Annotated in this window: 28 protein-coding genes and 1 tRNA gene; 14 read left to right on the top strand and 15 right to left on the bottom strand. The window is 65.1% G+C overall.

Going from position 1 to position 25,295, the window contains the following annotated elements:
• Nucleotides 1-14: 14 nt before the first annotated feature.
• On the bottom strand, nucleotides 15-695 hold the full coding sequence (locus ACEWPL_RS07580) for a M48 family metallopeptidase (protein ID WP_393933079.1): 681 nt from the start codon (nucleotides 693-695) through the stop codon (nucleotides 15-17).
• 110 nt (nucleotides 696-805) lie between these two features.
• Between ACEWPL_RS07580 and ACEWPL_RS07575 the strand changes: the two genes are divergently transcribed.
• From ACEWPL_RS07575 to ACEWPL_RS07565, 3 genes are all read left to right on the top strand, one after another.
• A complete protein-coding gene (locus tag ACEWPL_RS07575) occupies nucleotides 806-1,129 on the top strand; it encodes a TIGR02300 family protein (protein ID WP_393933077.1) in 324 nt (107 codons plus the stop codon).
• Between the two features lie 86 nt (nucleotides 1,130-1,215).
• Nucleotides 1,216-1,291 (top strand) — tRNA-Ala (locus tag ACEWPL_RS07570).
• A 342-nt stretch (nucleotides 1,292-1,633) separates the two neighbouring features.
• A complete protein-coding gene (locus tag ACEWPL_RS07565) occupies nucleotides 1,634-2,182 on the top strand; it encodes a GNAT family N-acetyltransferase (RefSeq protein WP_393933075.1) in 549 nt (182 codons plus the stop codon).
• 50 nt (nucleotides 2,183-2,232) lie between these two features.
• Here ACEWPL_RS07565 and ACEWPL_RS07560 read toward each other — a convergent pair whose 3' ends face one another.
• From ACEWPL_RS07560 to ACEWPL_RS07540, 5 genes are read right to left on the bottom strand one after another with little or no spacing between them, the layout of a single operon-like run.
• Nucleotides 2,233-3,549, bottom strand: a complete 1,317-nt coding sequence (locus tag ACEWPL_RS07560; RefSeq protein ID WP_393933073.1) for an aspartate aminotransferase family protein — start codon at nucleotides 3,547-3,549, stop codon at nucleotides 2,233-2,235.
• Entirely contained in the window at nucleotides 3,546-4,646 is a 1,101-nt protein-coding gene (locus tag ACEWPL_RS07555; protein ID WP_393933071.1) for a phosphotransferase, read from the bottom strand. Before ACEWPL_RS07555 ends, ACEWPL_RS07560 begins: the two co-directional genes overlap by 4 nt.
• On the bottom strand, nucleotides 4,646-5,935 hold the full coding sequence (locus ACEWPL_RS07550) for an ArgE/DapE family deacylase (RefSeq protein WP_393933069.1): 1,290 nt from the start codon (nucleotides 5,933-5,935) through the stop codon (nucleotides 4,646-4,648). The genes ACEWPL_RS07555 and ACEWPL_RS07550 overlap by 1 nt, the downstream gene beginning before the upstream one ends.
• 18 nt (nucleotides 5,936-5,953) lie before the next feature.
• On the bottom strand, nucleotides 5,954-7,516 hold the full coding sequence (locus ACEWPL_RS07545) for an acetolactate synthase large subunit (RefSeq protein ID WP_393933067.1): 1,563 nt from the start codon (nucleotides 7,514-7,516) through the stop codon (nucleotides 5,954-5,956).
• The gene (locus ACEWPL_RS07540) at nucleotides 7,513-8,637 is read right to left on the bottom strand and encodes a histone deacetylase family protein (RefSeq protein ID WP_393933065.1); all 1,125 of its coding nucleotides are present in this window, start codon (nucleotides 8,635-8,637) and stop codon (nucleotides 7,513-7,515) included. Before ACEWPL_RS07540 ends, ACEWPL_RS07545 begins: the two co-directional genes overlap by 4 nt.
• Nucleotides 8,638-8,699: 62 nt before the next feature.
• On the opposite strand from ACEWPL_RS07540, the gene ACEWPL_RS07535 reads away from it, so the two are divergent.
• The 9 genes from ACEWPL_RS07535 (at nucleotide 8,700) to ACEWPL_RS07495 (ending at nucleotide 17,200) form a co-directional block, all read left to right on the top strand.
• A complete protein-coding gene (locus tag ACEWPL_RS07535) occupies nucleotides 8,700-9,383 on the top strand; it encodes a GntR family transcriptional regulator (protein WP_393933063.1) in 684 nt (227 codons plus the stop codon).
• A 69-nt stretch (nucleotides 9,384-9,452) separates the two neighbouring features.
• Nucleotides 9,453-11,018 (top strand): ABC transporter substrate-binding protein, encoded by a 1,566-nt coding sequence (locus ACEWPL_RS07530; protein WP_393933061.1) that lies wholly within the window; start codon nucleotides 9,453-9,455, stop codon nucleotides 11,016-11,018.
• Nucleotides 11,019-11,096: 78 nt separating this feature from the next.
• Nucleotides 11,097-12,068, top strand: coding sequence for an ABC transporter permease (locus ACEWPL_RS07525; RefSeq protein ID WP_393933059.1), 972 nt, complete (start codon nucleotides 11,097-11,099; stop codon nucleotides 12,066-12,068).
• Complete coding sequence (locus ACEWPL_RS07520) at nucleotides 12,065-12,904, top strand: ABC transporter permease (RefSeq protein ID WP_393933057.1); 840 nt, start codon at nucleotides 12,065-12,067, stop codon at nucleotides 12,902-12,904. The genes ACEWPL_RS07525 and ACEWPL_RS07520 overlap by 4 nt, the downstream gene beginning before the upstream one ends.
• Nucleotides 12,901-14,523 carry an ABC transporter ATP-binding protein gene (locus ACEWPL_RS07515; protein WP_393933055.1) on the top strand — a complete coding sequence of 541 codons (1,623 nt, stop codon included), beginning with the start codon at nucleotides 12,901-12,903 and terminating at the stop codon, nucleotides 14,521-14,523. Before ACEWPL_RS07520 ends, ACEWPL_RS07515 begins: the two co-directional genes overlap by 4 nt.
• Nucleotides 14,524-14,589: 66 nt before the next feature.
• Nucleotides 14,590-15,222, top strand: coding sequence for a 1-acyl-sn-glycerol-3-phosphate acyltransferase (locus tag ACEWPL_RS07510; RefSeq protein WP_476454018.1), 633 nt, complete (start codon nucleotides 14,590-14,592; stop codon nucleotides 15,220-15,222).
• Nucleotide 15,223: 1 nt separating this feature from the next.
• Nucleotides 15,224-16,159 (top strand): phosphatidate cytidylyltransferase, encoded by a 936-nt coding sequence (locus ACEWPL_RS07505; protein ID WP_393933053.1) that lies wholly within the window; start codon nucleotides 15,224-15,226, stop codon nucleotides 16,157-16,159.
• On the top strand, nucleotides 16,156-16,551 hold the full coding sequence (locus ACEWPL_RS07500) for a hypothetical protein (protein ID WP_393933051.1): 396 nt from the start codon (nucleotides 16,156-16,158) through the stop codon (nucleotides 16,549-16,551). Before ACEWPL_RS07505 ends, ACEWPL_RS07500 begins: the two co-directional genes overlap by 4 nt.
• Nucleotides 16,544-17,200 (top strand): CDP-alcohol phosphatidyltransferase family protein, encoded by a 657-nt coding sequence (locus ACEWPL_RS07495; RefSeq protein ID WP_393933049.1) that lies wholly within the window; start codon nucleotides 16,544-16,546, stop codon nucleotides 17,198-17,200. Before ACEWPL_RS07500 ends, ACEWPL_RS07495 begins: the two co-directional genes overlap by 8 nt.
• 35 nt (nucleotides 17,201-17,235) lie before the next feature.
• Here ACEWPL_RS07495 and ACEWPL_RS07490 read toward each other — a convergent pair whose 3' ends face one another.
• The 3 genes from ACEWPL_RS07490 to ACEWPL_RS07480 all read right to left on the bottom strand — a co-directional run bounded on the left by ACEWPL_RS07490 (nucleotide 17,236) and on the right by ACEWPL_RS07480 (nucleotide 19,324).
• Entirely contained in the window at nucleotides 17,236-17,934 is a 699-nt protein-coding gene (locus ACEWPL_RS07490; RefSeq protein ID WP_393933047.1) for a DUF1045 domain-containing protein, read from the bottom strand.
• A gap of 113 nt (nucleotides 17,935-18,047) precedes the next feature.
• Complete coding sequence (locus ACEWPL_RS07485) at nucleotides 18,048-18,413, bottom strand: DoxX family protein (RefSeq protein WP_393933045.1); 366 nt, start codon at nucleotides 18,411-18,413, stop codon at nucleotides 18,048-18,050.
• A 128-nt stretch (nucleotides 18,414-18,541) separates the two neighbouring features.
• Nucleotides 18,542-19,324, bottom strand: a complete 783-nt coding sequence (locus tag ACEWPL_RS07480; protein WP_393933043.1) for a DUF4394 domain-containing protein — start codon at nucleotides 19,322-19,324, stop codon at nucleotides 18,542-18,544.
• A 259-nt stretch (nucleotides 19,325-19,583) separates the two neighbouring features.
• Between ACEWPL_RS07480 and ACEWPL_RS07475 the strand changes: the two genes are divergently transcribed.
• Nucleotides 19,584-20,153, top strand: coding sequence for a sigma-70 family RNA polymerase sigma factor (locus ACEWPL_RS07475; RefSeq protein WP_393933041.1), 570 nt, complete (start codon nucleotides 19,584-19,586; stop codon nucleotides 20,151-20,153).
• Complete coding sequence (locus ACEWPL_RS07470; protein WP_393933039.1) at nucleotides 20,150-20,875, top strand: anti-sigma factor; 726 nt, start codon at nucleotides 20,150-20,152, stop codon at nucleotides 20,873-20,875. The genes ACEWPL_RS07475 and ACEWPL_RS07470 overlap by 4 nt, the downstream gene beginning before the upstream one ends.
• Nucleotides 20,876-20,893: 18 nt before the next feature.
• Here ACEWPL_RS07470 and ACEWPL_RS07465 read toward each other — a convergent pair whose 3' ends face one another.
• The 6 genes from ACEWPL_RS07465 to ACEWPL_RS07440 are packed head-to-tail and all read right to left on the bottom strand — an operon-like array spanning nucleotide 20,894 to nucleotide 25,295.
• On the bottom strand, nucleotides 20,894-21,562 hold the full coding sequence (locus tag ACEWPL_RS07465) for an NnrU family protein (protein WP_393933037.1): 669 nt from the start codon (nucleotides 21,560-21,562) through the stop codon (nucleotides 20,894-20,896).
• A gap of 3 nt (nucleotides 21,563-21,565) precedes the next feature.
• On the bottom strand, nucleotides 21,566-22,756 hold the full coding sequence (locus tag ACEWPL_RS07460) for an NnrS family protein (protein WP_393933035.1): 1,191 nt from the start codon (nucleotides 22,754-22,756) through the stop codon (nucleotides 21,566-21,568).
• On the bottom strand, nucleotides 22,753-23,010 hold the full coding sequence (locus ACEWPL_RS07455; protein WP_393933033.1) for a DUF6522 family protein: 258 nt from the start codon (nucleotides 23,008-23,010) through the stop codon (nucleotides 22,753-22,755). The genes ACEWPL_RS07460 and ACEWPL_RS07455 overlap by 4 nt, the downstream gene beginning before the upstream one ends.
• A complete protein-coding gene (locus ACEWPL_RS07450; RefSeq protein ID WP_393933031.1) occupies nucleotides 23,007-23,234 on the bottom strand; it encodes an NnrT protein in 228 nt (75 codons plus the stop codon). Before ACEWPL_RS07450 ends, ACEWPL_RS07455 begins: the two co-directional genes overlap by 4 nt.
• Entirely contained in the window at nucleotides 23,231-23,407 is a 177-nt protein-coding gene (locus tag ACEWPL_RS07445) for a protein NnrT (protein WP_393933029.1), read from the bottom strand. The genes ACEWPL_RS07450 and ACEWPL_RS07445 overlap by 4 nt, the downstream gene beginning before the upstream one ends.
• 1 nt (nucleotide 23,408) lies before the next feature.
• A complete protein-coding gene (locus ACEWPL_RS07440; protein ID WP_393933027.1) occupies nucleotides 23,409-25,295 on the bottom strand; it encodes a nitric oxide reductase activation protein NorD in 1,887 nt (628 codons plus the stop codon).

The raw sequence follows: 25,295 nt of genomic DNA, 5'->3' as shown, positions 1-25,295 counted from the left end.
AAATTCAGCCGCCGTCAATCGAAGCGATAGCGATGCAGGTCCGTCCCATGCCGGCGCAGCCATTGGCGATGCGCGGCGTAATCCGGCATCAGGCGCGCAACCGCATCCCAGAAGGCGGCGGAGTGGTTCATCTGCTCAAGATGCGCGACCTCATGCGCGGCGACATAATCCAGCACCTCGGGCGGCGCCATGATCAGCCGCCAGGAATAGCTGAGCCCCGCCGAGGACGAGCATGACCCCCAGCGCGAGCGTGTGTCGCGCAGGGTCAGCTTGCCATAGGGGCGCCCCAAGGCGGCGGAATACCGGTCCGATGCTGCCGCCAGCCTGTCCCGTGCCAGCGTTTTCAGCCACGCCTGCAAGCGCGCCGGCTGACCGCCCGGAACGATCAGCCGATCGCCCTCTATGACTACGCGCCGCCCCCCTCCGGCCTCGATCTGAAAGATCTGCCCTTCGACGGGGATTAGCGCACCGGGCAGGGCCGGAACCTCGGGGGCGCGGCTCTCCAAATGGCCTTGCAGCCAATCCTGCTTTGAGCGCGCGAAGTCCAGCGCCTCGCGTTCGGATAGGCCCCGGGGCAGGGTCAGCGTGACGCGCCCATCCACGCCCGAGACACGCAAGGAGATGCGCCGCGCGCGCGACGACCGGCGCAGCGTTACTGCGATCGGGGGGTTGCCGGGAAGGATATGCTCGCCCATATGCCTGAATATCGCTGCGGGTGCCTGTCTTAAAGGCTTTGACACCTTTGCACCGTTATGGCAGGTGGCGCAGACCGCATGCAAGGCACCATATTTGAAAGGGATGACCCATGCCCAAGGAAGAATGGGGCGTCAAGCGCCTGTGCCCGACGACGGGCCAGCGCTTTTACGACCTGAACAAGGATCCGATCGTCAGCCCCTACACGGGCGAAGTCGTCGAACTGAACACCGGCAAGAGCCGGTCGATCAAGGCTGACGCAGAGGATGCCGAGACGAAGAAGATGAAAGAGGCCAACACCGACGACGACGCGGTGCTGGACGATGATGACGACGTCGACGTCGATCTGGGCGACGATGTGCTCGAGGACGATGAAGACGAGGATGTCTCGCTGGACGAGATCGCCGATGTCGCATCGGATGACGACGACAGCTGATACCGCAACGCCGGGCCGGATTTTTTCGCTTGATCCCGCCCGGCGCTTTGCTTAATCAGCGCCAAGCGGCCCGGTTGGGTCGCATCGGGGCCTTAGCTCAGCTGGGAGAGCGCCTGCATGGCATGCAGGAGGTCAGGGGTTCGATCCCCCTAGGCTCCACCAAACTTCCTTTTTAGTAGTCGATTTCGATAGCCTTGCAGGCTTGCCCAGCCTTCGTGATTGCGCAACCTTAAGCGGTCGTCACGATCTTTTGACTATACTGCCCCTGTGTTCCTGCGCTCGCAGGGCTCGCCCTTACCGAACCGCAGAATTCCCCTGAACAGACCGAGTTTCAAAGCGCTCGGCATCTGCTCTGTGCGGGACAACTCGGCCGAATATTTCAAATTCGCCTTGCACCTCTTCACCCTCGGACACTGGACGACGCTGCATCGCAGCATTAGATATGCGCTCGGGGAGGACATCAGCGCTGCCGGCAGGTCCGGTCAGAACATGAGGTCCGAGACTATGAGTGATACACCCACCCGTTTCCGGGCCGCGACACGGCGGCTCTGGAAATCTGATCAGGCAAAACTTATTCAGCATTTCCAAAGGCTTGATCCCGAGACGCGCAGACTTCGGTTTGGCGGTATCGTGGGCGACGCGTATCTGAGGGAGTATGTCGACAAGATATTCTCTGGCGATTCTGTCGTATTCGGGGCCTTCCCAGACGATGAGTTGCGCGGGATAGCGGAGTTGCGCGGTACGCTGGGCCGCTGGCCACGTAGTGCCGAGGCGGCCCTATCGGTCGAGCTGGCGTGGCAGGATGGCGGGATCGGCGACGGTCTGCTGCAGTGTTTGATCACCGCCGCTCGGAATCGCGGGATCAAGACGATCAACATGCAGTGTCTGCGCGAAAACATGCGGATGCGCACCCTGGTCCGCAAGCATGGCGCGGATCTGAAATTGGATATCGGCAGCGTCGAGGCCGAGCTGACCCCGCCCTGGCCCACGCCGATGTCGATGTTCGAGGAATTCGTCGGCTATACCCACGCTGCCTTTGCGCGGCCCAAATAGGGTGGCGCCTCACTAGCGGGGAGCCGACGTTTCCGAGCTGGCGCGGAGGCTCAGATCGCGGCGAATGCGGCCCTGACGGCGCCAATGAAGTGATCCGCCTCCTGCTGCGACAGGATCAGCGGCGGGCGGATCTTGAGAATATTCGCGCCCGGCCCCGTTGCGCTGATCAGCACACCGTTCCGGCGCAGATGATTGACGACAAACTGCGCGCGCCCGGCGTCCGCTGCGTTGCTGTCCGTATCGGTGACGCATTCGACCGCCAGAAAGAGGCCAGCGCCGCGAACATCGCCGATATCGTTGCGCGCGGCGGCGATGTCGCGCAGCCCTTCTTTCAGATGCGCGCCAACATGGCGGGCGTTTTCCTGAAGGCCTTCGCTTTCGATCACGTCCAGCACGGCCATCCCTGCGGCCGCGGCCACCGGGTTACCGCCGAATGTGTTGAAGTAGCGCGCCTTTTCACCGAACTCGGCCACCAGATGCGGCTGCATCGCCGTCCCCGAGACGGGAAACCCGTTGCCCATCGGTTTGCCCATCGTCACCATGTCCGGGATCAGCCCATGGCGCTGGAAACCCCAGAAGGCATCGCCGGTGCGCGCAAATCCCGGCTGCACCTCGTCCGCGATGAAGAGGCCGCCCTCGGCGCGTATGAGATCGACGGCCGGTTTCAGAAATCCCGCCGGATCGGGGTAGAGGCCGTCGCTGGAGAAAACCGTATCGACGATGAAGGCCGCAGGCTCGATCCCGTCAGCGCGCATCTCGGTGATGGCGCGGCCCAGATCGGCGGCCAACCTTGCGCCTTGCTGCGCGGGCGGGACGGTCAGCGCGTTGGGCGCATCGATCAGGCGAACCCGCGGGCCGCGCGTGACGAAATCCCCCAGCGATGGCGACAGCTCGGACACCGATTCGCTGAGGCCGTGATAGGCCAGCCGCGTGACAATCACGCCTTGCCGCCGCGTGTAGCTGCGCGCGATGCGCAGGGCCAGATCATTGGCCTCCGAGCCGGTGCAAGTGAACATCACATGGCCTAGCGCATCGGGCATGGTCGCCAACAGCCTCTCGGCATAGCTGACCACGCCCTCGTGCAGGTAGCGGGTATGGGTGTTCAGCACGCCCAGCTGAGCGCTGATCGCCTGCACCACATGCGGGTGGCAATGGCCCAGCGAGGCCACGTTGTTATAGGCATCCAGATACTTGTTTCCGGTCTTGTCCCAGACCCACGCGCCCTCGCCGCGCACCAGATGCAGCGGCTCTTCGTAGAAGAGGCGATAGGCGGGGCCGAGCACGCGTGCGCGCCGTTCAATCAGGGCGCGGTCCTCGGGGTCAAGATGGTCGGAGGCCGAGGCGTCGAATGCGTTGACCATGCTCATGGGGCGGCCTTTTCGGTAGCAGCGTCCAGGATGGCGGCACGTGCGGCGGGTATGCCAATGCGGTCGATCGTGTCGAGACCGCGCAGCGAGGCGGCGGTGTTGCGCAGGATGTATTCGGCATTGGCGGGATACCGCCGCGCGCGCCATGCGCCGATGGTCAGCGTCGTCGCGTGGCGCAGGCGCATGAGGTGGGGCAGCAACTCCAGCTCTTTGCGCTCCAGCGGCATGAGGGAGGTGTAGCCGGTGATCATCTGGGCAATCCGCTCCATCGGCTGCGCGCCTTCCGCCACCTGGTAAGAGCAGGCGACCGCCAGATCGCAGGCAACGGGCGTGTGCACCATGTCGCCGAAATCGATGATGCCGGTGGCGCGTGTGGCCTGAGGGCCGTCGACCAAAAGGTTATGCGGGTTGAAGTCGTTATGCACCACCTGGGCGCGGAGCGTTGTCAGGCTCGGCGCAATCTCGGCGTCGAAATGGTCGATGGTCGCCGTCAGGCGCGCGTGCAGGGCGCCATCCTCGACCGCGTCCAGCATCGGGCGCAGGCGGTGCGCTTGCTTGATATCCCATTGCAAGACATGGCCCGCCGCCGGATGAAATAATCCGCGCAGGCCCAGCGTCAGTCGCGCCAGCAGCGCGCCCAAAGCCGGGTAGAGTTCCGGCGCGGGCGTTGCACTGCTGAGGACCGTACCGCTCAGAAAGCTCATCAGGCGCACGACATGCGCATCGCCACTCGGCCCGGTGATGAGGGCCGACGGCGCGCCGGTGAGCGTCTGGCAGATGCGTTGCACCGGAAGGGTCGGGTCGACCGCAGCCAAATGCATCAGCGCGGCGGTCTGCATCTCGGTCACGCCGCGATCCTCGACCGCGTTCGTGACCTTCAGCAGCGCCTCCTCGCCAGTGTCGAGGCGGATGTGGAAATTTGCATCCTTTTCGGCACTGAGCGGCCGTATAGAGCCTGATATGCCGTAAAGATCACGCGCCAGATCTGCGGCCATCTCCAGCGATATCTCGGGCGCATCATGGGCCAGCAGGTCCGCCAAGGCGGGTGGCGCCTCGGGCGGGGTGCTGAAGCTGGGGAGGCCCGTCGCGCGCGTCATCAACCCTCGATCGCCTCGACGCCGCACCATTCCGCAATGAAGAGCGCCATGGTGGTGGTGATCTTCTTGACCGAGGAAAGGCTGACGCATTCGTCGATGCCGTGAATGTTGCGCGATTTTGGACCGTAGCAGAGCGACGGGATCTGGTTGTAGAGCGCATAGACGCGGTTATCGAGATAGCCCGCCGTCATGAAGGACTGCATCGGCGCGCCGATGGCGGCCTCATGCGCGCGGCCCAGCACGGCTTCGGCCTCGCTGCCCTCGTCCAGCACATAGCCCTCGGCGTAGAAGCCGTTGAAGACGACCTTGGGCGGGTTGTTGGCGAGGAAGCTGTCGGCATCCGAGAAGGCCTTGACGCGCTCGTTGATCTCGCGCGCCGCGTCCTCGGCGCTGACGCCCGGATAGATGCCGATGCGGCAATCGACGTTGCACCATGACGGCACCGAGGAGGCCCAGTCGCCGCCCTCGATCTTGCCGATATTGAGGTTGATAGGATGCGCCTCATCCTCGAAATGGGGGCGGCCTTTCTTGTCCGCGTTCCACTCTTCTTCGATCTCGCGCAGGGCGGCGACAATGCGGTAGGCGGCGTCGATGGCGTTGGCGCCCTCGCCCATTTCGCGCACATGGACGGGCACGCCGCGCACCTGCACCTGGAACCACAGCACGCCCAGATTGGCGCGCACCAGCATTTCCTCTTCCGGCTCGGGGATGAAAGCGGCGTCGGCGGTGTAGCCTTGCAGGAAGGTCTGAAGCGCGCCGTTCCCTGTAGATTCCTCCTCGACGACCGATTGCACATAGACCGTCGCCGCGGGCTGAAGCCCGAGGCTGCGCAGCGCGTCGAGCGCAAAGAGGTTGGCGGCGGCGCCGGCCTTCATATCGCCCGAGCCGCGGCCATACATCCAGTCGCCCTCGATCTTGCCGGAAAAGGGCGCATCGGACCACATGTCGTGCAGCCCTTCGGGCACCACGTCGAGATGCGATTGCAGGATCAGAGAGCGCCCCTTTTCCTCGCGCGGGCGGTGGATGCCGACGACGATGGGCGCATCCGAATGCTCGTCCGAGAATTTCGAGCCGCCGGGATGCGCCTCGATTGCAGTGCGGTCCATGTCGAAACGGTCCATGACATAGCCGCGTGTCTGAAGCTCGCGGTAGAGCAGGTCCTGAATGCTGTGCTCGTGCCCGCGGACCGACGGGTTCTGCACCAGTTTCTGGGTGAAAGCGGTCTGGGCGTCAAAGCCATCCTCGACCGCCTTGATGATGCGTTTCCGCAGGTCTGCATCCAGTGTCATTTCCGTGTCCTTTTCGGGTTAGAGCATCGCTTCGATCAGGTAGGGGCTGGGTTCCTTGGCGGCGTCCTCGATGGCGCGCATCAGCTCGGCAACATCCTCGACCCGGCGGCCGGGCACGCCCATGCCCTTGGCCATCGCAACAAAGTCCAGATGAGGGCGGTCGAGGTTCAGCATGTTCAGCGCGTCCTCGCCGGGCTGGGCACCCACATTGTGCAGCTCATTCTTGAGGATGGCGTAGCTTTGATTGGCGAGGATGATCGTCGTGACGTTCGACCCTTCGCGCGCCTGCGTCCAGAGGCCCTGGATGGTATACATGGCCGAGCCGTCGGCCTGCAGCGTGATGACCGGCCGGTCGGGACACGCGATGGCCGCGCCCGCCGAAAGGGGAATGCCGATGCCGATGGAGCCGCCGGTGAGCGCAAGCCAGGAGTTCGGGCGCGCCATGTCGCCAGCCGGGAAGGTCGCGCCGCCGGAGGAGACGGCCTCGTCGATGATGATCGCATCTTCGGGCAGGGCGTTGGCCAGTGCGGCGCCGAGATTATCGAGCGTGATCGCGCCGGATTGAGGCCGCGCAGCAAGAGCCGGGCTGCTGCCCGTGCCGGGCTTTGCCCCGACGCGGTCTGCCAGTGCCGACACGGCGGCCTGCCCATCGCCATCGACACCTGCCAGAGTCACCTGCGCGCAGTTTTCAGGCAGCAGAAGGCTCGGCTTGCCCGGATAGGCAAAGAAGGCGACGGGGGGCAGCGTCTCGATCAGGATCGCGCGGTCGTAGGGGGCGAGGCAGGCGATCGCCTCGTCGATCGGGTAGGGGATTTTAGGCAGCGGCGCGCGGCCTTGTCCCCGCTCGATCCGGCGGGAGGAGGTGGGGGCAAGGATGGTCGCGCCGGTCTTTTCGCCAATGCCTTGCAGCAGTTTGAGCGTGGCGGGATCCTCCAGCACTGAATTGCCCACGAGGAGGACGGTCTTGCCGCCGGGTGCCAGCATCTGGACCGCCTCGTCCAGCCGCGCCTCGTCTAGGGGCGCAGGGCCATCGGGCGTTAGTTCGGGCGCCATCTTACCGCCCTCATCCCAGCCGATATCGGCGGGCGCGACCAGCGAGGCGATGCGCCCGGGCTTGCCCTTGGCGACGCGCAGCGCCTCCATCGCGTCGCGTGCGAAGCTGCCCGCATCCTCGCCTGATTTCACCCAGTCGCTGAAGGGCGCGCAGGCCCCTTCGACATCGGCAGACAAAGGCGCGTCATACTGGCGGTGCCGCAGCGCGTGATCGCCAACGAGGTTGACCATCGGCACACGCGCCTTCCTGGCGTTGTGCAAATTGGCCGCCGCATTGGCAAAGCCCGGCGCCAGATGCAGCAGCGTCACGGCAGGCTTGCGCGCCATGCGGGCATAGCCATCCGCGGCGCCGGTCACGACCCCCTCGAAGAGGCCCAGCACGCAATGCATCAGCTTGGTGCGGTCCAGCGCATCGACGAATTGCATCTCTGACGTGCCAGGATTGGCAAAACAGGTGTCGACGCCCGCCGCATGCAGGCTGCGCACGACGCTTTCGGCGCCGTTCATCTCCTTGGGTGCATCGCTCATGCCGTTGCCTCGCGGAATGTGGTGATGAAGGCCTTGGCGTTGTCAGCCAGCGACGGGCCCAGATATCCGCCTTCCTGCACCAGCACGGTCGGCACGTTCAGCGCGGCGAGGCGGCGGGCCATTTCGGCAAAGCCCTTGGGATAAACCTGCACGGCGGCCAGCGGATCATCCGCAGCCATGTCGAAACCCAGCGAGACGACCAGCGCCTCGGCGCCGAAATCGGTGATCGCCTTGATGCCCTTGTCGAGCGCCGCCAGCACATCGTCCTCGCTGGCCCCCTGCTCCAGCAGGAGGTTGAGGGACGTGCCCTCGCCGTCGCCCTCGCCGGTCTCGTCCGCATGGCCGAGGAAGAAGGTGGGGTATGTCGTGGGGTCGGGATGCAGCGAGCAAAAGAAGATATCGCCGCGCTCGTACAAGATATCGAGCGAGCCGTTGCCAGTATGCACGTCGACGTCGATCAGGGCGACCTTTTTATATTTGGAAGTCAGATGGTTGGCGACGACGCAAGCGTTGTTGAAAAAGCAGAACCCGTTCGAGCAGTCGCGCATCGCATGGTGCCCCGGCGGACGGCACAGCGCATAGGAACTGCGCGCGCCTGCCAGCACATCCTCGGCGGCGGAAATGGCGGTCTGGGCGGACCAATAGACGGCCTCCCACGTTCCCTCTGTGAGGGGGGTCGAGGTGTCGGTCATCCACCAGCCCAGCTGGCCGTGGATATCCTTGGGCTCTTTCCCGCGGCGAAGGCCGGGATGCATCGTGGGGATGGCCAGTGCGTCGGGACCCGCGCTTTCGACGAAACGGGCATGGGCGGTGGGCAGGAAATCGACGTAATCTGGATTGTGCACCGCCTTGACCGGGTCCAGCCCGTGATCGCGCGGCTTGCTGATTTCAAAGCCTTCGCCGAGCAGCATTTCGCGCAGGATCTCGGCGCGTTGGGGCTGTTCCTGATGGGGCATGGCCGCGCCGCGGCGGAAATAGATCTTGGGCGCGTGGCGCAGCTGGCGCTCGTCGAAGAAGGCTTTCATCGGGATGTCCTCATGTTGGTCACGCAGGCTGGTTGCGCCGGCTTTGCCGACAGTAGTGGGCCGGGCGCGGCGCATCGTCAATACGCGGCGGAGCATTGCAAGTTTCGTTTGCCGGATCAATGCACTTGATGCATGATGCATCAAAATCAGGGGTGCGGATGAAAGAACTCAGCAAAGAATCGCTTGGCAGCGCCATCTATGACAGGGTCAGTCAGGACCTTGTTCGTGGCAAGCTGCGGCCGAATCAAAAGGTCACGATTCGCGGTCTGGCCGCGGCGCTGGGGACCAGCTCGACCCCTGTGCGCGACGCGGTGCAGCGCCTTTTGCAGGACAAGGCGCTGGAGCAGCGATCGCTGCGCGATGTGCGCGTGCCGGTGCCGACGATGGCCCAGTATCAGGAGATTGCGGCCCTGCGCACCGAGTTGGAAGGGATGGCCGCCGCCGAGGCCGCGCGCGTTGCCACCTCCCAGGATATCGCCAGTCTGCGCCGCATCATCGCCCGCAACGAGGAGGCCATCGCCGCGGCCCGCTGGACACGCGCCGCCGAGTTGAACCAGCAGTTCCACTTCGCGCTGGCCGAGGTGGCGCGCATGCCCATGTTGCTGGATATCCTGACGCGGCTATGGCTGCGCATGGGGCCGCTGATCGCCGGCTATTACGACGGGGCCAAGCAGGACATGGTCCAGCGTCACCACGGCGTCATCGCGGCCTTCGAGGCAGGCGATTCGGATACGGCGCGGGCAGAGATTCGCGCCGACATCGCCGAGGGGCGCGAGGGCATCACACGTTACATCGCCTCTTTCGGCGAAGAGTTCGGGCCAGGATCGGAGCCTTCCAGATGACGGGTGGAAATACCTGCTCATTTGGTTAATCTGATGTCATAGAAACGATAACAATCAACGGGGAACGACATGCTAAGATCTTTGAAATTCGCTGCTGCCGCAGTGGCGCTGGCGCTGGCCGGCCCGCTGGCCGCGCAGGATGGCGAGCCGCAGCCGGGCGGCACGCTGAACGTGGTGATCCAGCCCGAACCGCCCGGACTGATGATTGGCCTCATTCAGAACGGTCCCACCCAGATGGTGGCGGGTGACATCTATGAGAGCCTGCTGCGCTACGATCACGAGTTGCAGCCCGAAGGCCAGCTGGCCGAGTCGTGGGATATCTCGGATGACGGACTGACCTATACGTTCAACCTGCGTCAGGGCGTTGTTTTCCACGATGGCGAGCCCTTCACCTCCGAGGATGTGAAATTCTCGATCGACGTCTTCCTGCGCGAGACGCATGCGCGCCTGCGCTCGTCACTGGTCCATGTGGACAGCATCGAGACGCCCGACGATCACACCGTCGTCTTCAAGCTGAAGAACCCCTTCGGCCCCTTCATCGGCCTTTTCGAGCCGGGCACGACGCCGATGATCCCCAAGCATATCTATGAAGGCACCGATTTCGCCACCAACGAGGCGAACAACACGCCCATCGGCACCGGCCCTTTCAAGTTCGACGAATGGGTCAAGGGCAGCTACATCCACCTGGTCAAGAACGAAGACTATTACATGGAGGGCAAGCCCTATCTCGACGAGGTCTATTACCATGTGATCCCCGATGCAGCCTCGCGCGCCGTGGCCTATGAAACCGGCAAGGTTGACGTTCTGCCCGGCGGCTCGATCGAGAATTTCGAAGTGCCGCGCATCCGCGATATGGAAAACACCTGCATCACCGACAAGGGCTGGGAATTCTTCGGTCCGCTGGCGTGGATGTGGGTCAACATGAACAACGCCCCGCTGGACGATCTGAATGTCCGCAAGGCGATCATGCATGCTGTCGACCGTGAATTCGCCAAATCGGCGCTGTGGAACGATCTGGGCAAGGTTGCCACCGGCCCGCTGTCCTCGTCGACACGCTTTTATGACGGTGACACGCCGGACATCACCTACGATCCCGAAAAGGCCAAGCAACTCTTGGCCGACTCGAGCTATGACGGTGAGACCATCCGCATCCTCGGCCTGCCTTATGGCGAGACCTGGACGCGCTGGGCCGAAGCGGTCAAGCAGAACCTGGCCGAGATCGGCATGAATGCCGAGCTGGTCCCTGCGGACGTGGCGGGCTGGAACCAGAAGATCAGCGATCGCGACTTCGATCTGGCCTTCACCTATCTCTACCAGTACGGCGATCCGGCCCTGGGCGTGTCGCGGAGCTATCTTGGCAACAATGCCGAGCCTGGCTCCCCCTGGAACAACGTTTCGAACTACCAGAATCCCGAAACGGACAAGATGTTCAACGAGGCGGCCCTGATGGCCAATCCCGAGGACCGCAAAGCCGCGTACAAGAAGATTCAGGATCAGATCGTCTCAGAGGTGCCGAACATCTGGCTGCTCGAACTGGGCTTTCCGACCATCTATCGCTGCAACATCAAGAATCCGGTCAGCACCGCGCTGGGCGTAAATGATGGCTTCCGCGATACCTGGATCGCCAAAGAGTAAGGGCATCTGCCTTATGGTCCGGGGCGCCGATGCGTCCCGGACCCACCCAAAAACACGACAAACAACAGGGCGGACAGCGTGACACGTTTCATTCTGGGCAGGTTGGTCAAGGCGGTGTTCATCCTGCTGGCCATCCTGATCTTCAACTTCTTCCTGATCCATGCCGCGCCGGGCGATCCCGCCGCCGTCATGGCCGGTGAGGCGGGCGCTGCCGACGAGAAATTCCTCGCCGATCTGCGCACGCGCTTTGGCCTCGATCAGCCGCTTTATGTTCAGCTCTGGATCTACCTCAAGGGCGCGGTCCAGCTGGACCTTGGCTATTCCTTCCGCCAGCAGATGCCAGTGGCCGAACTGATCGGCGACCGCCTGCCTGCGACTCTTCTTTTGACCGGCGTGGCCTTTGTGCTGTCGCTGGTGCTCGGCGTCATCGCCGGTGTGGCCGCCTCGGCCCGTCAGGGCAGCTGGGGTGATACGGTGATCTCGACGCTCGCGCTGCTCTTTTACGCGACGCCGCTTTTCTGGGTGGCGCTGATGGCCGCGCTCGTTTTTTCCGTTTGGCTGGGCTGGCTGCCCGGCTTTGGCTATTCGACCATCGGTGCGGGCTATACGGGCATGGCGCATGTTCTGGACGTGGCCAAGCATCTGGTGCTGCCCGCCTCGACGCTCGGTCTTTTCTTCATGGCGATCTACATGCGGATGACGCGCGCCTCGATGCTTGAGGTCAGCCGGCTCGATTTCGTGAAAACCGCCCGCGCCAAGGGCCTGAAGCGCAGCGTGATCCAGCGCCGCCATATCCTGCGCAATGCCCTTCTGCCGGTCATTACTCTGGCAGGCTTGCAGGCGGGGCAGATCTTCGGCGGGGCGATCCTGACCGAGACGGTCTTTGCCTGGCCCGGTATCGGGCGGCTGATGTTCGAGGCGATCAACCAGCGCGATTACAACGTGATCCTCGGCGTCTTTTACATCTCGGCCGCGATGGTGCTGCTGTTCAACCTGATCACCGACGTCGTCTACGTGATCATCGACCCGCGCATAAGGCTGACGTCATGAGGGATTTCTGGAAACGCTTCTGCTATAACCGCGGGGCCGTGATCGGCCTTGTCATTCTGGCTCTTGTTATTCTGGCAGCCATCCTTGCGCCCATCCTTTTCCCGCAAAGCCCGTGGAAAATGGTGCAGCGCCCGTTCCTGCCGCCCTTTACGCAGGACGGCCTGTTGCTGGGCACGGACGCGCTGGGGCGCGACGTCCTGTCTGGTCTCGCGCATGGCGCTTATGTCAGCTTGCTGGTGGGCCTTGTGTCGACCATCGTGGCGCTGGCCATCGGCGTGCCGGTGGGCGCGCTGGCCGGGTATTTTGCCGGACGCACGGATGATGCGCTGATGCGCTTTACCGAGTTCTTTCAGACGATCCCCAGCTTTGCTCTGGCCATCGTCCTGCTGGCGATCTTTCAGCCCAGCCTGACTTTCGTGATCATCGCCATCGCGATCGTTTCCTGGCCGCCGGTGGCGCGCCTTGTGCGCGGCGAAGTCCTAAGCCTTCGCACGCGCGAATTCGTCGAGGCGGCGACGCTCTCGGGGCTGGGCAATACGCAGATCATCCTGCGCCATGTGCTGCCCAACGCACTGCCGCCCATCATCGTGCTGGCCTCGCTGATGGTGGCGCAGGCGATCCTGCTGGAGAGCTCGCTGTCCTTTCTTGGCCTTGGCGATCCCAACATCATGTCCTGGGGCTATATGATCGGGGCCGCGCGCACCGTCATCCGCACCGCTTGGTGGCTGTCCTTCCTGCCGGGCATGGCGATCCTTCTGACCGTACTGGCGCTGAACCTGATCGGCGAAGGCCTGAATGACGCGCTCAACCCGCGCCTGACGAGGAAATCCGAATGAGCCTTTTGCAGATCCGAGACCTTGCCATCGCGCTGCCCGTCGGGGCCGACCGGATGTATGCGGCGCAGGACATCAATTTCGACCTCGCCCCGGGCGAGATTCTCTGCATCGTGGGCGAGTCGGGCTCGGGCAAGTCCATGTCGGCCAATGCCGTCATGGGCCTTCTGCCCCAAGGGGTCGAGCCTGCGGGCGGCACGATCACCTTTGACGGGCGCGAGATCCTGGGCCTTTCCGAGAAGGAAATGCTGAAGCTGCGCGGCGGCCGCATCTCGATGATCTTTCAGGAGCCGTTGAGTGCACTCAATCCGCTGATGCGAGTCGGTGCGCAGATTGCCGAGGTGTTCGAGGCGCATGGCGCGCTGACCGGCCCCGAGCGCAAGGCCCGCGCGCTGGAGCTGCTGGGCGAGGTCGGCATCCCCGACCCCGAGGCCGCCATCCGCGCCTATCCATTCCAGCTATCGGGGGGGCAACGCCAGCGCGTGATGATCGCGATGGCCTTGGCTCTGGAGCCCGATATCCTGATCGCGGACGAGCCTACCACGGCCCTTGACGTGACGACGCAGGCGCAGATCCTGCAACTGATCGAGGATCTGCGTAAATCGCGCGGCATGGCGGTGATATTCATTACCCATGATTTCGGCGTCGTCGCCGACATCGCCGACCGGGTGATCGTCATGCAGACCGGCAAGATCGTCGAGGCGGGCACCGCCGATGAGGTTTTGCTCAAGCCGCAGCATCCCTATACCCGCGCCCTGATCGACGCGATCCCGCGCCTGACCCAGCGGGCTGAAGCCGAGGAGCAGACGCGCGACCCGATCCTGACCGTCGAGGGGTTGAACAAGACGTTTTCCACCGGATCGGGCACGCTCTTTGGCAAGCGGCGCGTCGTCAAAGCCGTGCAGGATGTCAGCTTTCAGCTGTATGCGGGCGAGACGATCGGCATCGTGGGCGAGAGCGGCTCGGGCAAATCGACCGTGGGGCGCTGCCTTGTGCGCCTTCTGGATCCCGATAGCGGCCGCGTGATGGTGGATGGTGGCGATATCGCCCATATGTCGGGCGCCGAGTTGCGGGATCAGCGGCGCAAGCTGCAGATGATCTTTCAGGACCCGTTCTCGTCGCTCAACCCCCGCGCCCGCGTCAGCCGCATCCTGACCGAGGGGTTGATCGCCTACGGGACGCCCAAAGCCCAGGCGATGGCTCGCGCGCGAGAACTCTTGGAGGTTGTGGGCCTCGATGCCTCGGCGATGAACCGCTTCCCGCACGAGTTTTCGGGTGGCCAGCGTCAGCGGATCGGCATCGCCCGCGCGCTGGCGCTGGACCCCAAGATCATCATCGCGGACGAGGCTGTCTCGGCGCTCGACGTGTCGATCCAGGCGCAAGTGCTGGACCTTCTGGCCGATCTTAAGACGCGGCTGGACCTGTCGATGCTATTCATCACGCATGATCTGCGCGTCGCGGCCCGTATCTGCGACCGGATCATCGTCATGCAAAAGGGCCGCATCGTCGAGGCGGGGCCGGCGGGCAAGGTCCTGCATAATCCCGACACGGAGTATACGCAGTCCCTGCTGGATGCGATTCCGGGCCAGGAATACGAGCGCGCGCTGGAAGGCACCGCGTGAGCGGTCTTTCCGGCTGCATTGCGGCCAGAATAGGCTAACGCGATGCCATCCAGAGAGAGCCGCGCCATGCCCATCCTTGCCCAGATCTGCGCGGTGGTCATCGTCGGCTTTGCCCGTGCCATTACCGCCGTGCGCGGCATCTGGGCGGGCAGCGATCCCGCGCCGGTGCAGCGGATCTACTACGCCAACCACGCCAGCCACGGCGATTTCGTCCTGATCTGGACGGTGCTGCCCCGCGCGATGCGCGCCCGCACCCGGCCCGTTGCCGGATCGGACTATTGGCTCGCCTCGCGCCTGCGCGCCTTCATCGGGCGCGAGGTGTTTCGCGCCGTGCTGATTGACCGCAACCCCGAGACACGACAGGGCGATCCGGTAGCGCAGATGGGCGATGCGCTGAAGGCCGGTGAGAGCCTGATCATTTTCCCCGAGGGCACGCGGAACACGGGCGAGGATCCGCTATTGCCGTTCAAATCGGGGCTATACCATCTGGCCGCGGCCAACCCCGAGGTCGATATGGTCCCGGTCTGGATCGCCAATTTGAACCGCGTGATGCCTAAGGGTGCGCTGGTGCCCATTCCGCTGATCTGCACGGTCACCTTCGGCGCGCCATTGCGGCTGGAGGAGGGCGAGGAGAAGGGCGCGTTCCTGGTCCGCGCTCGTGAGGCGCTGCTGGCCCTATCTCCGCAGGAGGACGCCTGACATGGATACCCATTTCCTGATCCTGCTGATCTGCGTGCTGGCCGTCCTGATTACGGCCAGCGTCGCTGGCCAGTTGCTCAAGCGCAAGGTGGGGCCGGACGATTTGACCGTTCAGAACCTCAATGCACGCATCAATGCGTGGTGGGTGATGGCGGGGGTAATCGCGCTGGCTTTTACGCTGGGGCGGACGGGGGTCGTCGTCCTCTTTGCGCTCTGCTCCTTCGCAGCGCTGCGCGAATTCCTGACGCTGACCAACACCAAGGCGGCGGATCACTGGGCGCTGGCGGCGGCCGTCTTTGTCGTCTTGCCGCTGCAATATGTGTCGGTCGGGATGGGATGGTATGGCTTCTACTCGATCTTCATTCCCGTCTACGCGTTCCTATTCATGCCGATCCTCTCGGCGCTGCGCGGGCAGACCGACAATTTCCTGATCCGCGTCTCCGAGGCGCAATGGGCGTTGATGATCGCCGTCTTTTGCGTCAGTCACGTCCCCGCACTGCTCAGCCTCAATATCCTCGGCCATGAGGGCCGCGGCCTCTTCCTGATCTTCTTTCTGATCGTCGTCGTGCAGTTCAGCGACGTGATGCAATATGTCTGGGGCAAGCTCGTGGGCCGGCGCAAGATCGCGCCGCGCCTGTCGCCCTCCAAGACTTTGGAGGGGTTGGTGGGCGGTGTGCTGAGCGCCAGCCTGCTGGGCGCGGCGCTGTTCTGGATCACGCCCTTCACGCCGCTGCAGGCCTTTGCCATTTCGCTGGTCATCACGCTGATGGGCTTTTTCGGCGGGCTGGTCATGTCGGCGATCAAGCGGGACCGGGGCGTCAAGGATTGGGGCCACCTGATTGCAGGACATGGCGGGTTCATCGACCGGCTGGATTCGGTAATCTTCTCGGCGCCGATCTTTTTCCACATCGTGCGCTTTTGGTGGGATCTGCATTGAGCCTGCGCCGCCTTGCCGCCAGCACGCCGGTGCATGTTGCCATCGGTTTTGCCGCGATGGGCGGCTGGGCGATCTGGGCCAACGCGGCGCATGGGGCGGGACCCGCCCTGCTGGCGGGACTGGTGCAGGGGGGCATCTCCGGCGCGCTGACGCTGGGGCTGAAACAGTCGGTCGACTGGATGCGGCCCCGGATGCGCGGGCCTCTGGCCTATGTCGCGCCGCCGCTGATCGCAGGGATATGCTCGGCGCTGATCCTGATCACCGCGCACGGGCTGGCCGGCACGCCCGAGATCTGGGTGACGATTGCCGTGCCGTTGACCGTGTCGCTCAGCTATATCTTTGCATATAATATCCTGCGCCAGCGCGCAGCCGAAAGGACGCCACATGCCTGACCTCGGCAACCGCCGCCCCCTCAGCAGCCGTGACACGAAATGGGCCGCGCGCATCACCCGGATGCTGGCGGCGCGGGGCGCGACGCCCAATGGCATATCGCAGGCCAGCATGGTCGCCGCGGCGGTGGCGGCGCTGGCGTTCTGGGCGCTGGCGGCTGTGCCGGTGGGGGCGGGCGCGGTGATCTTGCTGATCATCGGGGCGCTTGGCTGCCAGATCCGGCTGCTCTGCAACCTCTTCGACGGGATGGTCGCGGTCGAGGCGGGCAAGGCCGCGCCGGACGGAGCGCTCTGGAACGAGTTCCCGGATCGCGTGTCGGACATCCTGATCCTCTTCGGCGTGGGGCTGGGCATGGGCCAGCCTGCACTGGGGCTGGGCGCCGCCTGCATGGCGGTGCTGACGGCCTACACGCGCGAGCTGGGCGCCTCGATCGGGCTCCCGCCCGATTTCGGCGGCCCGATGGCCAAACCGCACCGCATGGCGCTGATCACCGGCGCCGCGATACTGGCCATTTTCGAGACGATACTGGTGCCGTCGGGAACCACACTGACCATCGCGCTCTGGCTCGTTCTGGTAGGCGCGGGTGCCACCGTGCTGCGCCGGGCGACCCGTATCCGGGCGGCGCTGATGCTACGCGGCGGGCAGTCCTGAAGCGCCCGATTGGTCCGGGCGATGCCTGTCGCGTTTTACCCGGCGGCGTCTGCGAAACGCGCGCGGTGAAGCGCGTGAAACCAGCCATTTTCGTTCTCACCCATCAGGGTCAGAGCGTCGATCGCAAATGGGCGAGGCAACAAGGGATCCAGCAGCGGGGCCAGCGCGCGCTTGGTGCGGGCGGCCATATCGTCATCCAGTGGCCCGGTGAGCGTGACGTGAAACCGGAACCGCGCCATCACATGCGGATAGCCCCAGCGCAGCATCAGCGCGTCCGCCTCGGGCGAGAGGTGCGCATGCCTGCGCCGCGCGATTTCGGTCTCAGTCAACGGCGCGCGAAAGCTGTCCAGTTGCTGCACCGTATCGGCGGCCAGCGCGGTCAGCGCCGAGCTGTCGCCCTCGGGTCGCAGGCAGAGGAATTTGCCCAGCCGGGCGAGGCTCAGCCCCTCAAGCTGCACCGGCGCGCATCTGCCTGCAAAGCGGTCAAGCGCGCTGCGCAGCCCGTCGAAGGTCCGATCCGTTGCGAGCCGGAAGGGCGCCTTCAGCGTCGCGTGAAGCCCGTATTTCCGGGGCCGGGCGGTGATCTGCGCGATCGGCAGATCGGCCGTGGCGATGTGCGGGCGCTCCGACCCGGTGACCGGGTCCCAGCCCAGCCAGTCGGCGCCAAAGCCGGCAAGCGGGCCGGGGGCAGGCGTCCAGTAAATGGCGTATCGCAGATAGGGGCCGGACGGCATGAATTCGGCCTTTCGGCAATGGAAACGGGACGCGCCTGACATGACAGATGAGACCATTCTTGCAAATGCCGATCTTGTCCATCTGGGCGAGGTAACGCGTGCGCCCTTTGCACCTAGCGAAAGAGGCGAAGTCGTCCCGGCCCCTGCGCGGCCAGGATGAGCAGACCCCCGCCGATGGACCAGTTCTTGACCATGATGGTCATCTGCCACGGATCGGCGCGCAGCTGCCAATGGAACCAGCTGGTAAAGAGGCAATAGCCCGCCAAGGCTACGGCCCAGAGGCGAATGCGCGGCCCGGTCACAAGGCAGATCGCAGCGACCAGATTGAAGAGCGCAGTGGGCCAGACCAGGGCAGTGGGAAGGCTGATCGACGCGATCATCGCCTGCACCTCAGCGGGGTCCGAGACCTTCTGGACTGCGCCGGCCAGAAAGAGAAACGCGATCAGGATGCGCCCGACGAGGTTCAAGAGGTCACGCATCAAGGGGCTCCTGCATCGTTGCGCCGATGGCTCACGCAGGCGCATCAGATCGCGCCCGTGCGGCTAGATCAACCGCGAAAGGGCGCGGCGCAACCCGTGAAAGGGTGCGCCGCGCCCAAGCGTGACGATTACATCGCGGGCAGGATCGTGATGTCGCGGATTGCGCCGTCCGCGCCCTTGATCATGCCGACCTCGGTGGCGGCGCCACTTTCCAGATCGACGGTATAGAGCGTGCTGCCATTCAACAGCCAGCCGGTGTTTTCCATGTCGGCACTGGTCTGGATGTCGAAGGCGTAGTTTGCCTCGGGCGCGTCGATGCCCAGCTTGCCGATGGCGCTGAGTGTGCCGTCATTGGGCGACACCTGCTGGATCACCGCGACGATGGTGGAGTCGATGTCGAACATCGCCGTCTTTTCAGGCTTTCCATAGCTGTTGATATAGGCGGCGGCGGCAATGGTGGGCATCTCGCCGACATGCATGTCGCCCTCCTGCCAGTCGAGGCTGCCATCGACCGTGACGGCGCCGCTATCGACATCGACGCGGTGGTTGGTTGTCCCGGTCATGAAGCGCAGCTTGTCCGCCATCGGGTTGAAATCGACAATCACGGGCTGATCTTCAACGGGCAGGGGCGTGTCCATCATGGACATCTGTGTGGCCTCGCCTGTGGCGGGGTCGATGCTGACCACGGCCATGTCGGGGGTGACGCCAACCAGCGTGTTGTTCGACGGGCGCAGGTCGAGGCCCAGAAGGCTGTCCACGCCCGAGACATCCACCGTGCCCGATACCTCCAGCGTTTCGGTGTCAAACATCACTAGGGTCTTGTCCCCGACAAGGCCAATTGCAGGTGCGGCCGAGGCGGCGGATACGGTCAGGGCAAGGGCTGCGGTCGAAAAGGTTGCGATACGAAGCATGATGAATTCCTTTGTCAGGGTCAGTCACTGCACGGCGCTCATCGCCGTCCATGCCTTTGAGGACACCGGGGGCGGAAAAACGGATGCAGGAAAAATCAAAATTTTTGCATCCACTGCGCTGCGGGGTGTGTCTTTCCTTTTGAAAGGGGCGGGATTGATGCATCGTTTGACATAGGCACGCACCGCATTCGCCGGACTGGGCGCCTTGGTGCGCCCGCCCTTGCGGCGCCCGCCGCACGCAGCATGGAAGGAGCGCGCATTGACCACGGATGACAGCACTGCGGCGCGGGCCGATCAGCTGAAAGATGCGCTGGCGGAGTGTGCGGCGGGCCGCCAATCCGGCGTGGACGCGATACTGGGCAGTGAGGGCGCGCAGCTTCTGGGGGTGGCGCGCCGCATCCTGCGCCGCCCGGATCTGGCCGAAGAGGCGCTGCAGGATGCGATGGTGCAGGTCTGGCGCAAGGCCGCGCAGTTCAATGCCGAGGCAGGCTCGGCCCGCGGCTGGATCTATGCGATCCTGCGCAACCGCTGCCTCAACATCCTGCGCGATGGCAAACGGCTCAGCATCCTGCCACCGGCCGATCTGGCCACGCTTCAAGAGGCCCGGCAAAACGTGGTGCCGGTAGAGGATTGGGAGATCCTGGCCGGTCCAAGCCGCATCCGCGACTGCCTGCACGGCCTCGACGGGGCCAGCCGCCATGCCATCCTGCTGGCGCATGTCGGCGGGTGTAGCCATGCCGAAATCGCGGCGCGTCAGGAGATGCCGCTGGGCACGATCAAGTCGCTGATCCGGCGGGGCCTCACCGCATTGAAGGAGTGTCTGACATGACCGATCTTACGGACGAGATCCTCGGGCTGTCGGATGAACATGTCCTTGGTTTGCTGACCGAGACGCAAGGCACGCTAATGGAGGCGCTGATCGCGCGCGACCCGGTGCTGGCCCGCCGCGTGGGCGCGCTGCGCGATCAGCTCTTGCCGCTGGATTTGAGCGCCGAGCCGCAGGGCTTGCCTGAAGGGTTTACTGATGAGGTTCGCGCCAGGTTGGCGGAACAGGAGAGCAGTGCCTTGATGGATGAGCGCCCAGGATCGGCAGCGTCGCCGGTACCCGCCAACAGCCCCTCGCGCCCCGGATTACGGGCCGCCGCGCTGGTCGCGGCGATGGTGGGTGGGCTTGCGCTAGGCCTTGGGGCCAGCGCGCTGCGCCCGCTGCCCGATCCGGTCGTCGTCGCCGTTCTGGTGGATGAGGATGGCGTTCCGCAGGCCGTGATCGACGATTACGGCAATGATACCGCGACTGTCCGTTTCGTGGCCGATGTCGACGTGCCGGCGGATCGCAGCCTGCAGGTCTGGACCTTGCCATCGGCCGAAATGGGGCCGGTGTCCTTGGGCACGCTGGACCGGACGGGTGCCGCGCGGCTTCGCTTTGACGATCTGCCGGACCCGAATGCGCAGCAGCTCTACGAGGTCACGCTTGAACCCTTGGGCGGCTCGCCGACCGGGCGGCCAACCGGGCCGATTATCGGCAAAGGGCTGGCGACGCCGCAGATATAGCGCGCGGCGCCAAGGCGCTTAGAGGGCGGGCACGCCGATCACGACGGGATGCGCCGCGATCAGCGCGGCGAAGGTGGCCAGCCCGGCGGCAATGCGCAGGGCGAGGCCGCGCCAGGAGTGGGGTGGCTGGACGCGCGGCGCTTCCATGACCCGGTCGTGCAATGCCTGCCAGCGCCCGGCGCCCATCACCCGCCGCTTGCGCCTGTCGATCAGTGCGCGCCCGGCCACGGCAAAGGTGGCCAGCACGCCAAAGAGGATGACATGCGCCAGATCGCCATTCGGCAGCAGGTGCAGCCCCGCCCACAGCGCGAGCGCCACCAGCACCGGGTGCCGCATCCAGCGCACGATGCCGGGACGCGCGGGATCAAAGCTGTCATTCCGCACCCCGCCAAAGGAAAACGGATTGGGCCGCCCCAGCGACAGGGCAAGGATCAGGCAGACGGCCAGCATCCCCAGATGCACTGCGTGGCGCTGCCACTCGGCCTGCGGCCAGAGCTGGATATAGGGCGCCTGACCTGCCGCCCAGATCAGCAGCACCAGCATCCCCGTCGACAGGGCCGAATAGGCCAGGCCAAAGCCGCGCGCGCCGATCTGCCGGGTGATTCCGGCCTTGACCGCGGGGCGCACCGGGATCGAATGGGTCAGGAAGAACGCGGCGAATATGGCGGCGAAGGCGGTCCAACTCATGGCCTAGCCCTTCTTTTTGTGGCTCAGCAGGCAGGGACCATAGACCACGGCAAAACCGCCGAAAGCCATCAGCCACAAGGCGCCCGAGAGCGTGGTGAGCCCCGGCAGATCCGGCAAAGCGCCGACCGCCAGCCGTGCCGCGACCGACGCCAGCAGGGCGACGTAGATCATCACGGTGCCCTTGCCCGCGACCAGCGGCTGACCGGTATGGCCCAGTGTTGCGCGCGTCATCACGGCCAGAGTCATGCCCCCGATCGCACCGGCCATCCAGATATGCTGGGCAGCGGCGGTCCAGGCCACGTTTGCCACTATACCAAGACCCAGCATCACGGCGCCCAGCGGGATCAGCGCGTAAGTGGCGTGCAGCACCCAGAGCAGCGGCTCGCGCAGCGTGCGGTGGCCCTGCCAACGCGCCAGCCGCACGGCATGAAGCGCGCCGATGAGGATCAGGGCCAGCCCCGCCTCTATCCGTTCGGGCAGCAGCACCCAAGTGAGCAGCGCGGCAACGCTGGCGACAAGGACCAGCTTGTCCAGCCGCTGCATCGGCGCGGCGGGGCGCGCCTCGATCCCCTGTTTGACCAGCCAGTTGCGCGTGAAGGAGGGCACGATGCGCCCGCCGATCACGCCGATCATCATCACCGCCGTTGCCAGCCCCAGTCGCAGCCCGGCACCCTGCGCAGCATAGCCGCCACGCTCCGCCTCGATATGGAAAACGAGGTTGGCCAGCGTAAAGACAGCCAGCAGCCCGAGAACGATCAGGTTGCGCCAGTTCTTGCCCGCGATGATCTCGCGCAGGATGACCGCGCCAAGGACGAGGGGAAAAGCCAGGTCAATGGCGGCCGGTATCCCGGCAGGCATCAGGGCAGAGGCGGCGATGGCCACGCGGCCCGCCGCCCAGAGGCCAAAAAGCGCGGCCAGTTGCCAGCCGACGACGGGCAGGCGGCCTGTCCAGTTGGGCACGGCGGTCAGAAGAAAGCCGGCAAGGATCGCGCCCAGATAACCAAAGAGAAATTCATGCGCGTGCCAGGACACGGCATCCAGATGCGTCGGCAACTGCATGAGACCCGAGAGCATCGGAATCCACAGGCTCATCGCCAGCGCCGCCCAGAGCGCGCCAAAGAGGAAGAACGGCCGAAAGCCGTAGGTGAAAAGGGCCGGGCCGCTCCAGCGGCGCATTTGTTCCGATGATGTCATTGCCGCTCCTTCACGCGGACGCGTGATGTCTTGAGCACGTCGCCCTTGTCATTGCAGGTGAACCGGACGCTGAGGCCGCCATGCCGAAACCGCAAGCGGAAGAGGCCGGCATCCTCGCCGACGCCGGTCTCGAACTGGGTCACGATGGCCCCCGCGCGCATCAGCTGCGCGACCTCGTCGGGTGTCATCTCCAGCGCGCGGGCCAGATCGGCGGCGTCGACGGTGGGGGTGTCTGTGGAAAAGTCGATTTTCACGATGCGGCCTTGTCCATGAGAGTGCGTATATGGCGGGCGAAGGCCCAAGTGGCGGGCGCGCCGATCAAGGCCCCAAGCGCGATGGACCAGCCTGCGGACAGCACGGGCAGCCCCACCCAACTGCCGATGAGCGACGCGAAGAACACGTTGGTCGCCATCGCCCCCGCCCCCAGCGGAAAGAGGGCGATTGCGATGCGCCGCGCGGACCAGCCGCCGCCGCTCATCGCCGGGCGACCAGCCGCGCAACCAGCGCCAGCGCGGCGATCAGGGCAAGCGAGGCGACGGCGAACCACAGTTCGGCCGTGGCCGATTGCGCCTGCGGGATCGGCCGGTCAAAGCTGCTGGCCAGAAGCGGCGCAGGCAGCATGGCGAAAAGGGCGATCAAGATTCGAGTCATGTCATGTCTCCTGTGTGAGTTGGCGATAAATGTCGGGCAGGGCGCGGGTCAACCGTGCGGGGCTGGGCAGAAGGGAAAATCCGCCGCGCCCGAAGATGCGTGCGAACCAGTCCTGCCCATCCTCATCGATGATGACGCCGTGCAGGGTGAGACCCGCGCGGCGCGCCTCTCGCACCGCCATGTGGCTGTCCTCGATGCCGTATTGGCCCTCATAATGGTCTAGATCGTTCGGCTTGCCGTCCGTCAGCACGATCAGCAGCTTGCGCGCGCTGGGCTCTTCGGCCAGCTGGGCCGAGACGTGGCGGATGGCCGCGCCGAGGCGGGTGTAATGGCCGGGTTTCAGCGCGCCGATATTGGCGGTGATCTCGTCGCTCATCGGCGCATCGAAATCCTTGCACCGGCTGAGGAACACCCGGTCGCGCCGCAGCGACGAAAAGCCCCAGATGCCCAACCGGTCGCCCGCCGCGTCGATCCCCGCGGCGAGCGCTGACATCGCCTCGCGCGCGACCTCGATCACCGAGGTGTCGCCGATCGCGGCCTCGGTCGAGCGGGAGGTATCGATCAGGAAGGCAACGGAGAGATCGCGCTCGATCTGGCGGGCCGATTGCCAGATGCGGTCGCTGCCATTGCCGGTCGCCGCCAAATCGGCGCGGGTGGTCAGCAGGGCGTCGAGATCCAGCTCGGGCCCGTCGATCTGCCTGGGTTGCAGGATACGGCGCGGGCGCAGGGCGTCGAACTGACGGCGCACCTCGCGGATGCGGCGCGCATCCGGGCGGTAGGGGTGGGCCTCGTCGCGCGCCACCGGGGCGTCCAGAACGCGGCAGTGGCCCTCCATGTAACTGCGGGCGCGGTGGTTCCATTCGGGGTAGGTATGCGCGCCGGCCAGCGCCTCGTGGTCGGCATCGGCGGGCGACAGGTCCAGATGCAGCCGCAGCCGCGTCGCGGATTTACGGTCCTGTTTCGACAGGACGATCTCGTCCTGATCATCCGCCGCCTTCTGGGCGTTTTCGTCATCGTCATCATCGATGCTGCGATTGATGTTCATCGATTCGACCCAGGACAGGATCGATTCGAAGCGGTGGATGATGAAGCTGTCCTTGCGGTTCTGTTGCTCCTGATCCTTGCGCAGACCCATCTTGCGGCTGGTCTGCGCGGCGGCAGGCGGCGGGGCTGCAGGCTCGGCCTGGTCATGGGTGGCCGCGCCGCCGGTGCCAGGGGCCATGAACTGCAGCCAGATGGGCACGGGCGCGGGCGGCATGTAGCCGCGCGGGGCCGCGACGGTGCTGGGTGCGCATGTGTGGCCGCCCAGCTGTTCGCGGATCGCGGTTTCCAGTATCGCCTCCTGCGGGGGCAGGATGACGTCGGGCCGCGCCTGCACGCAGAGCTCTGCGGCCTCGGCATAGGCGGCGCGCAGGCCGGGGCAAAGCGCATAGGCGCGGTCGGCGGCGGCGGCATTGGCGCGGATCTGGACGCCGTCGAATGCGGGGCCGTCGCAGTCCAGATCCAGCGCGCTGATATCGCTGACGGCGGTCAGCGCCGTCAGCCAGAAATAGGCGGCGCGGTTCAGTCGCGCCTGCGGAAACGCCTCGATCACGGGCGGCAGCGTCAGGCGCTCGCCGTCGAAACGGGCGACCCATTCGCGGTCGCGCTCGGCCCCTAGTTTGCGTCGGAGCGGTCTGCGATGGCGCGCTAGCGTCGCGGGCGCCTCGGCCAACTCGACCCCGGCGGCCCCGCCCAGCGCGCGGAAAAGCACTGCAAGGCTGAGCCGGACCGAGGCCAGCGTGACACCAGCCTCGGGGAATGTGACGCCGGCGCCGATCCCGCTGGCCATGTCATGCCAGAGGTTGCCAACGGTCTCTTCGGGCTCCATGAGGTCGAGAAGGTGCAT

Source organism: Roseovarius roseus, assembly GCF_043355935.2.
GTDB lineage: Bacteria > Pseudomonadota > Alphaproteobacteria > Rhodobacterales > Rhodobacteraceae > Roseovarius > Roseovarius roseus.
The sequence above is the reverse complement of the archived record's forward strand: the minus strand, read 5'-3'. Positions and strand labels throughout refer to the sequence as shown.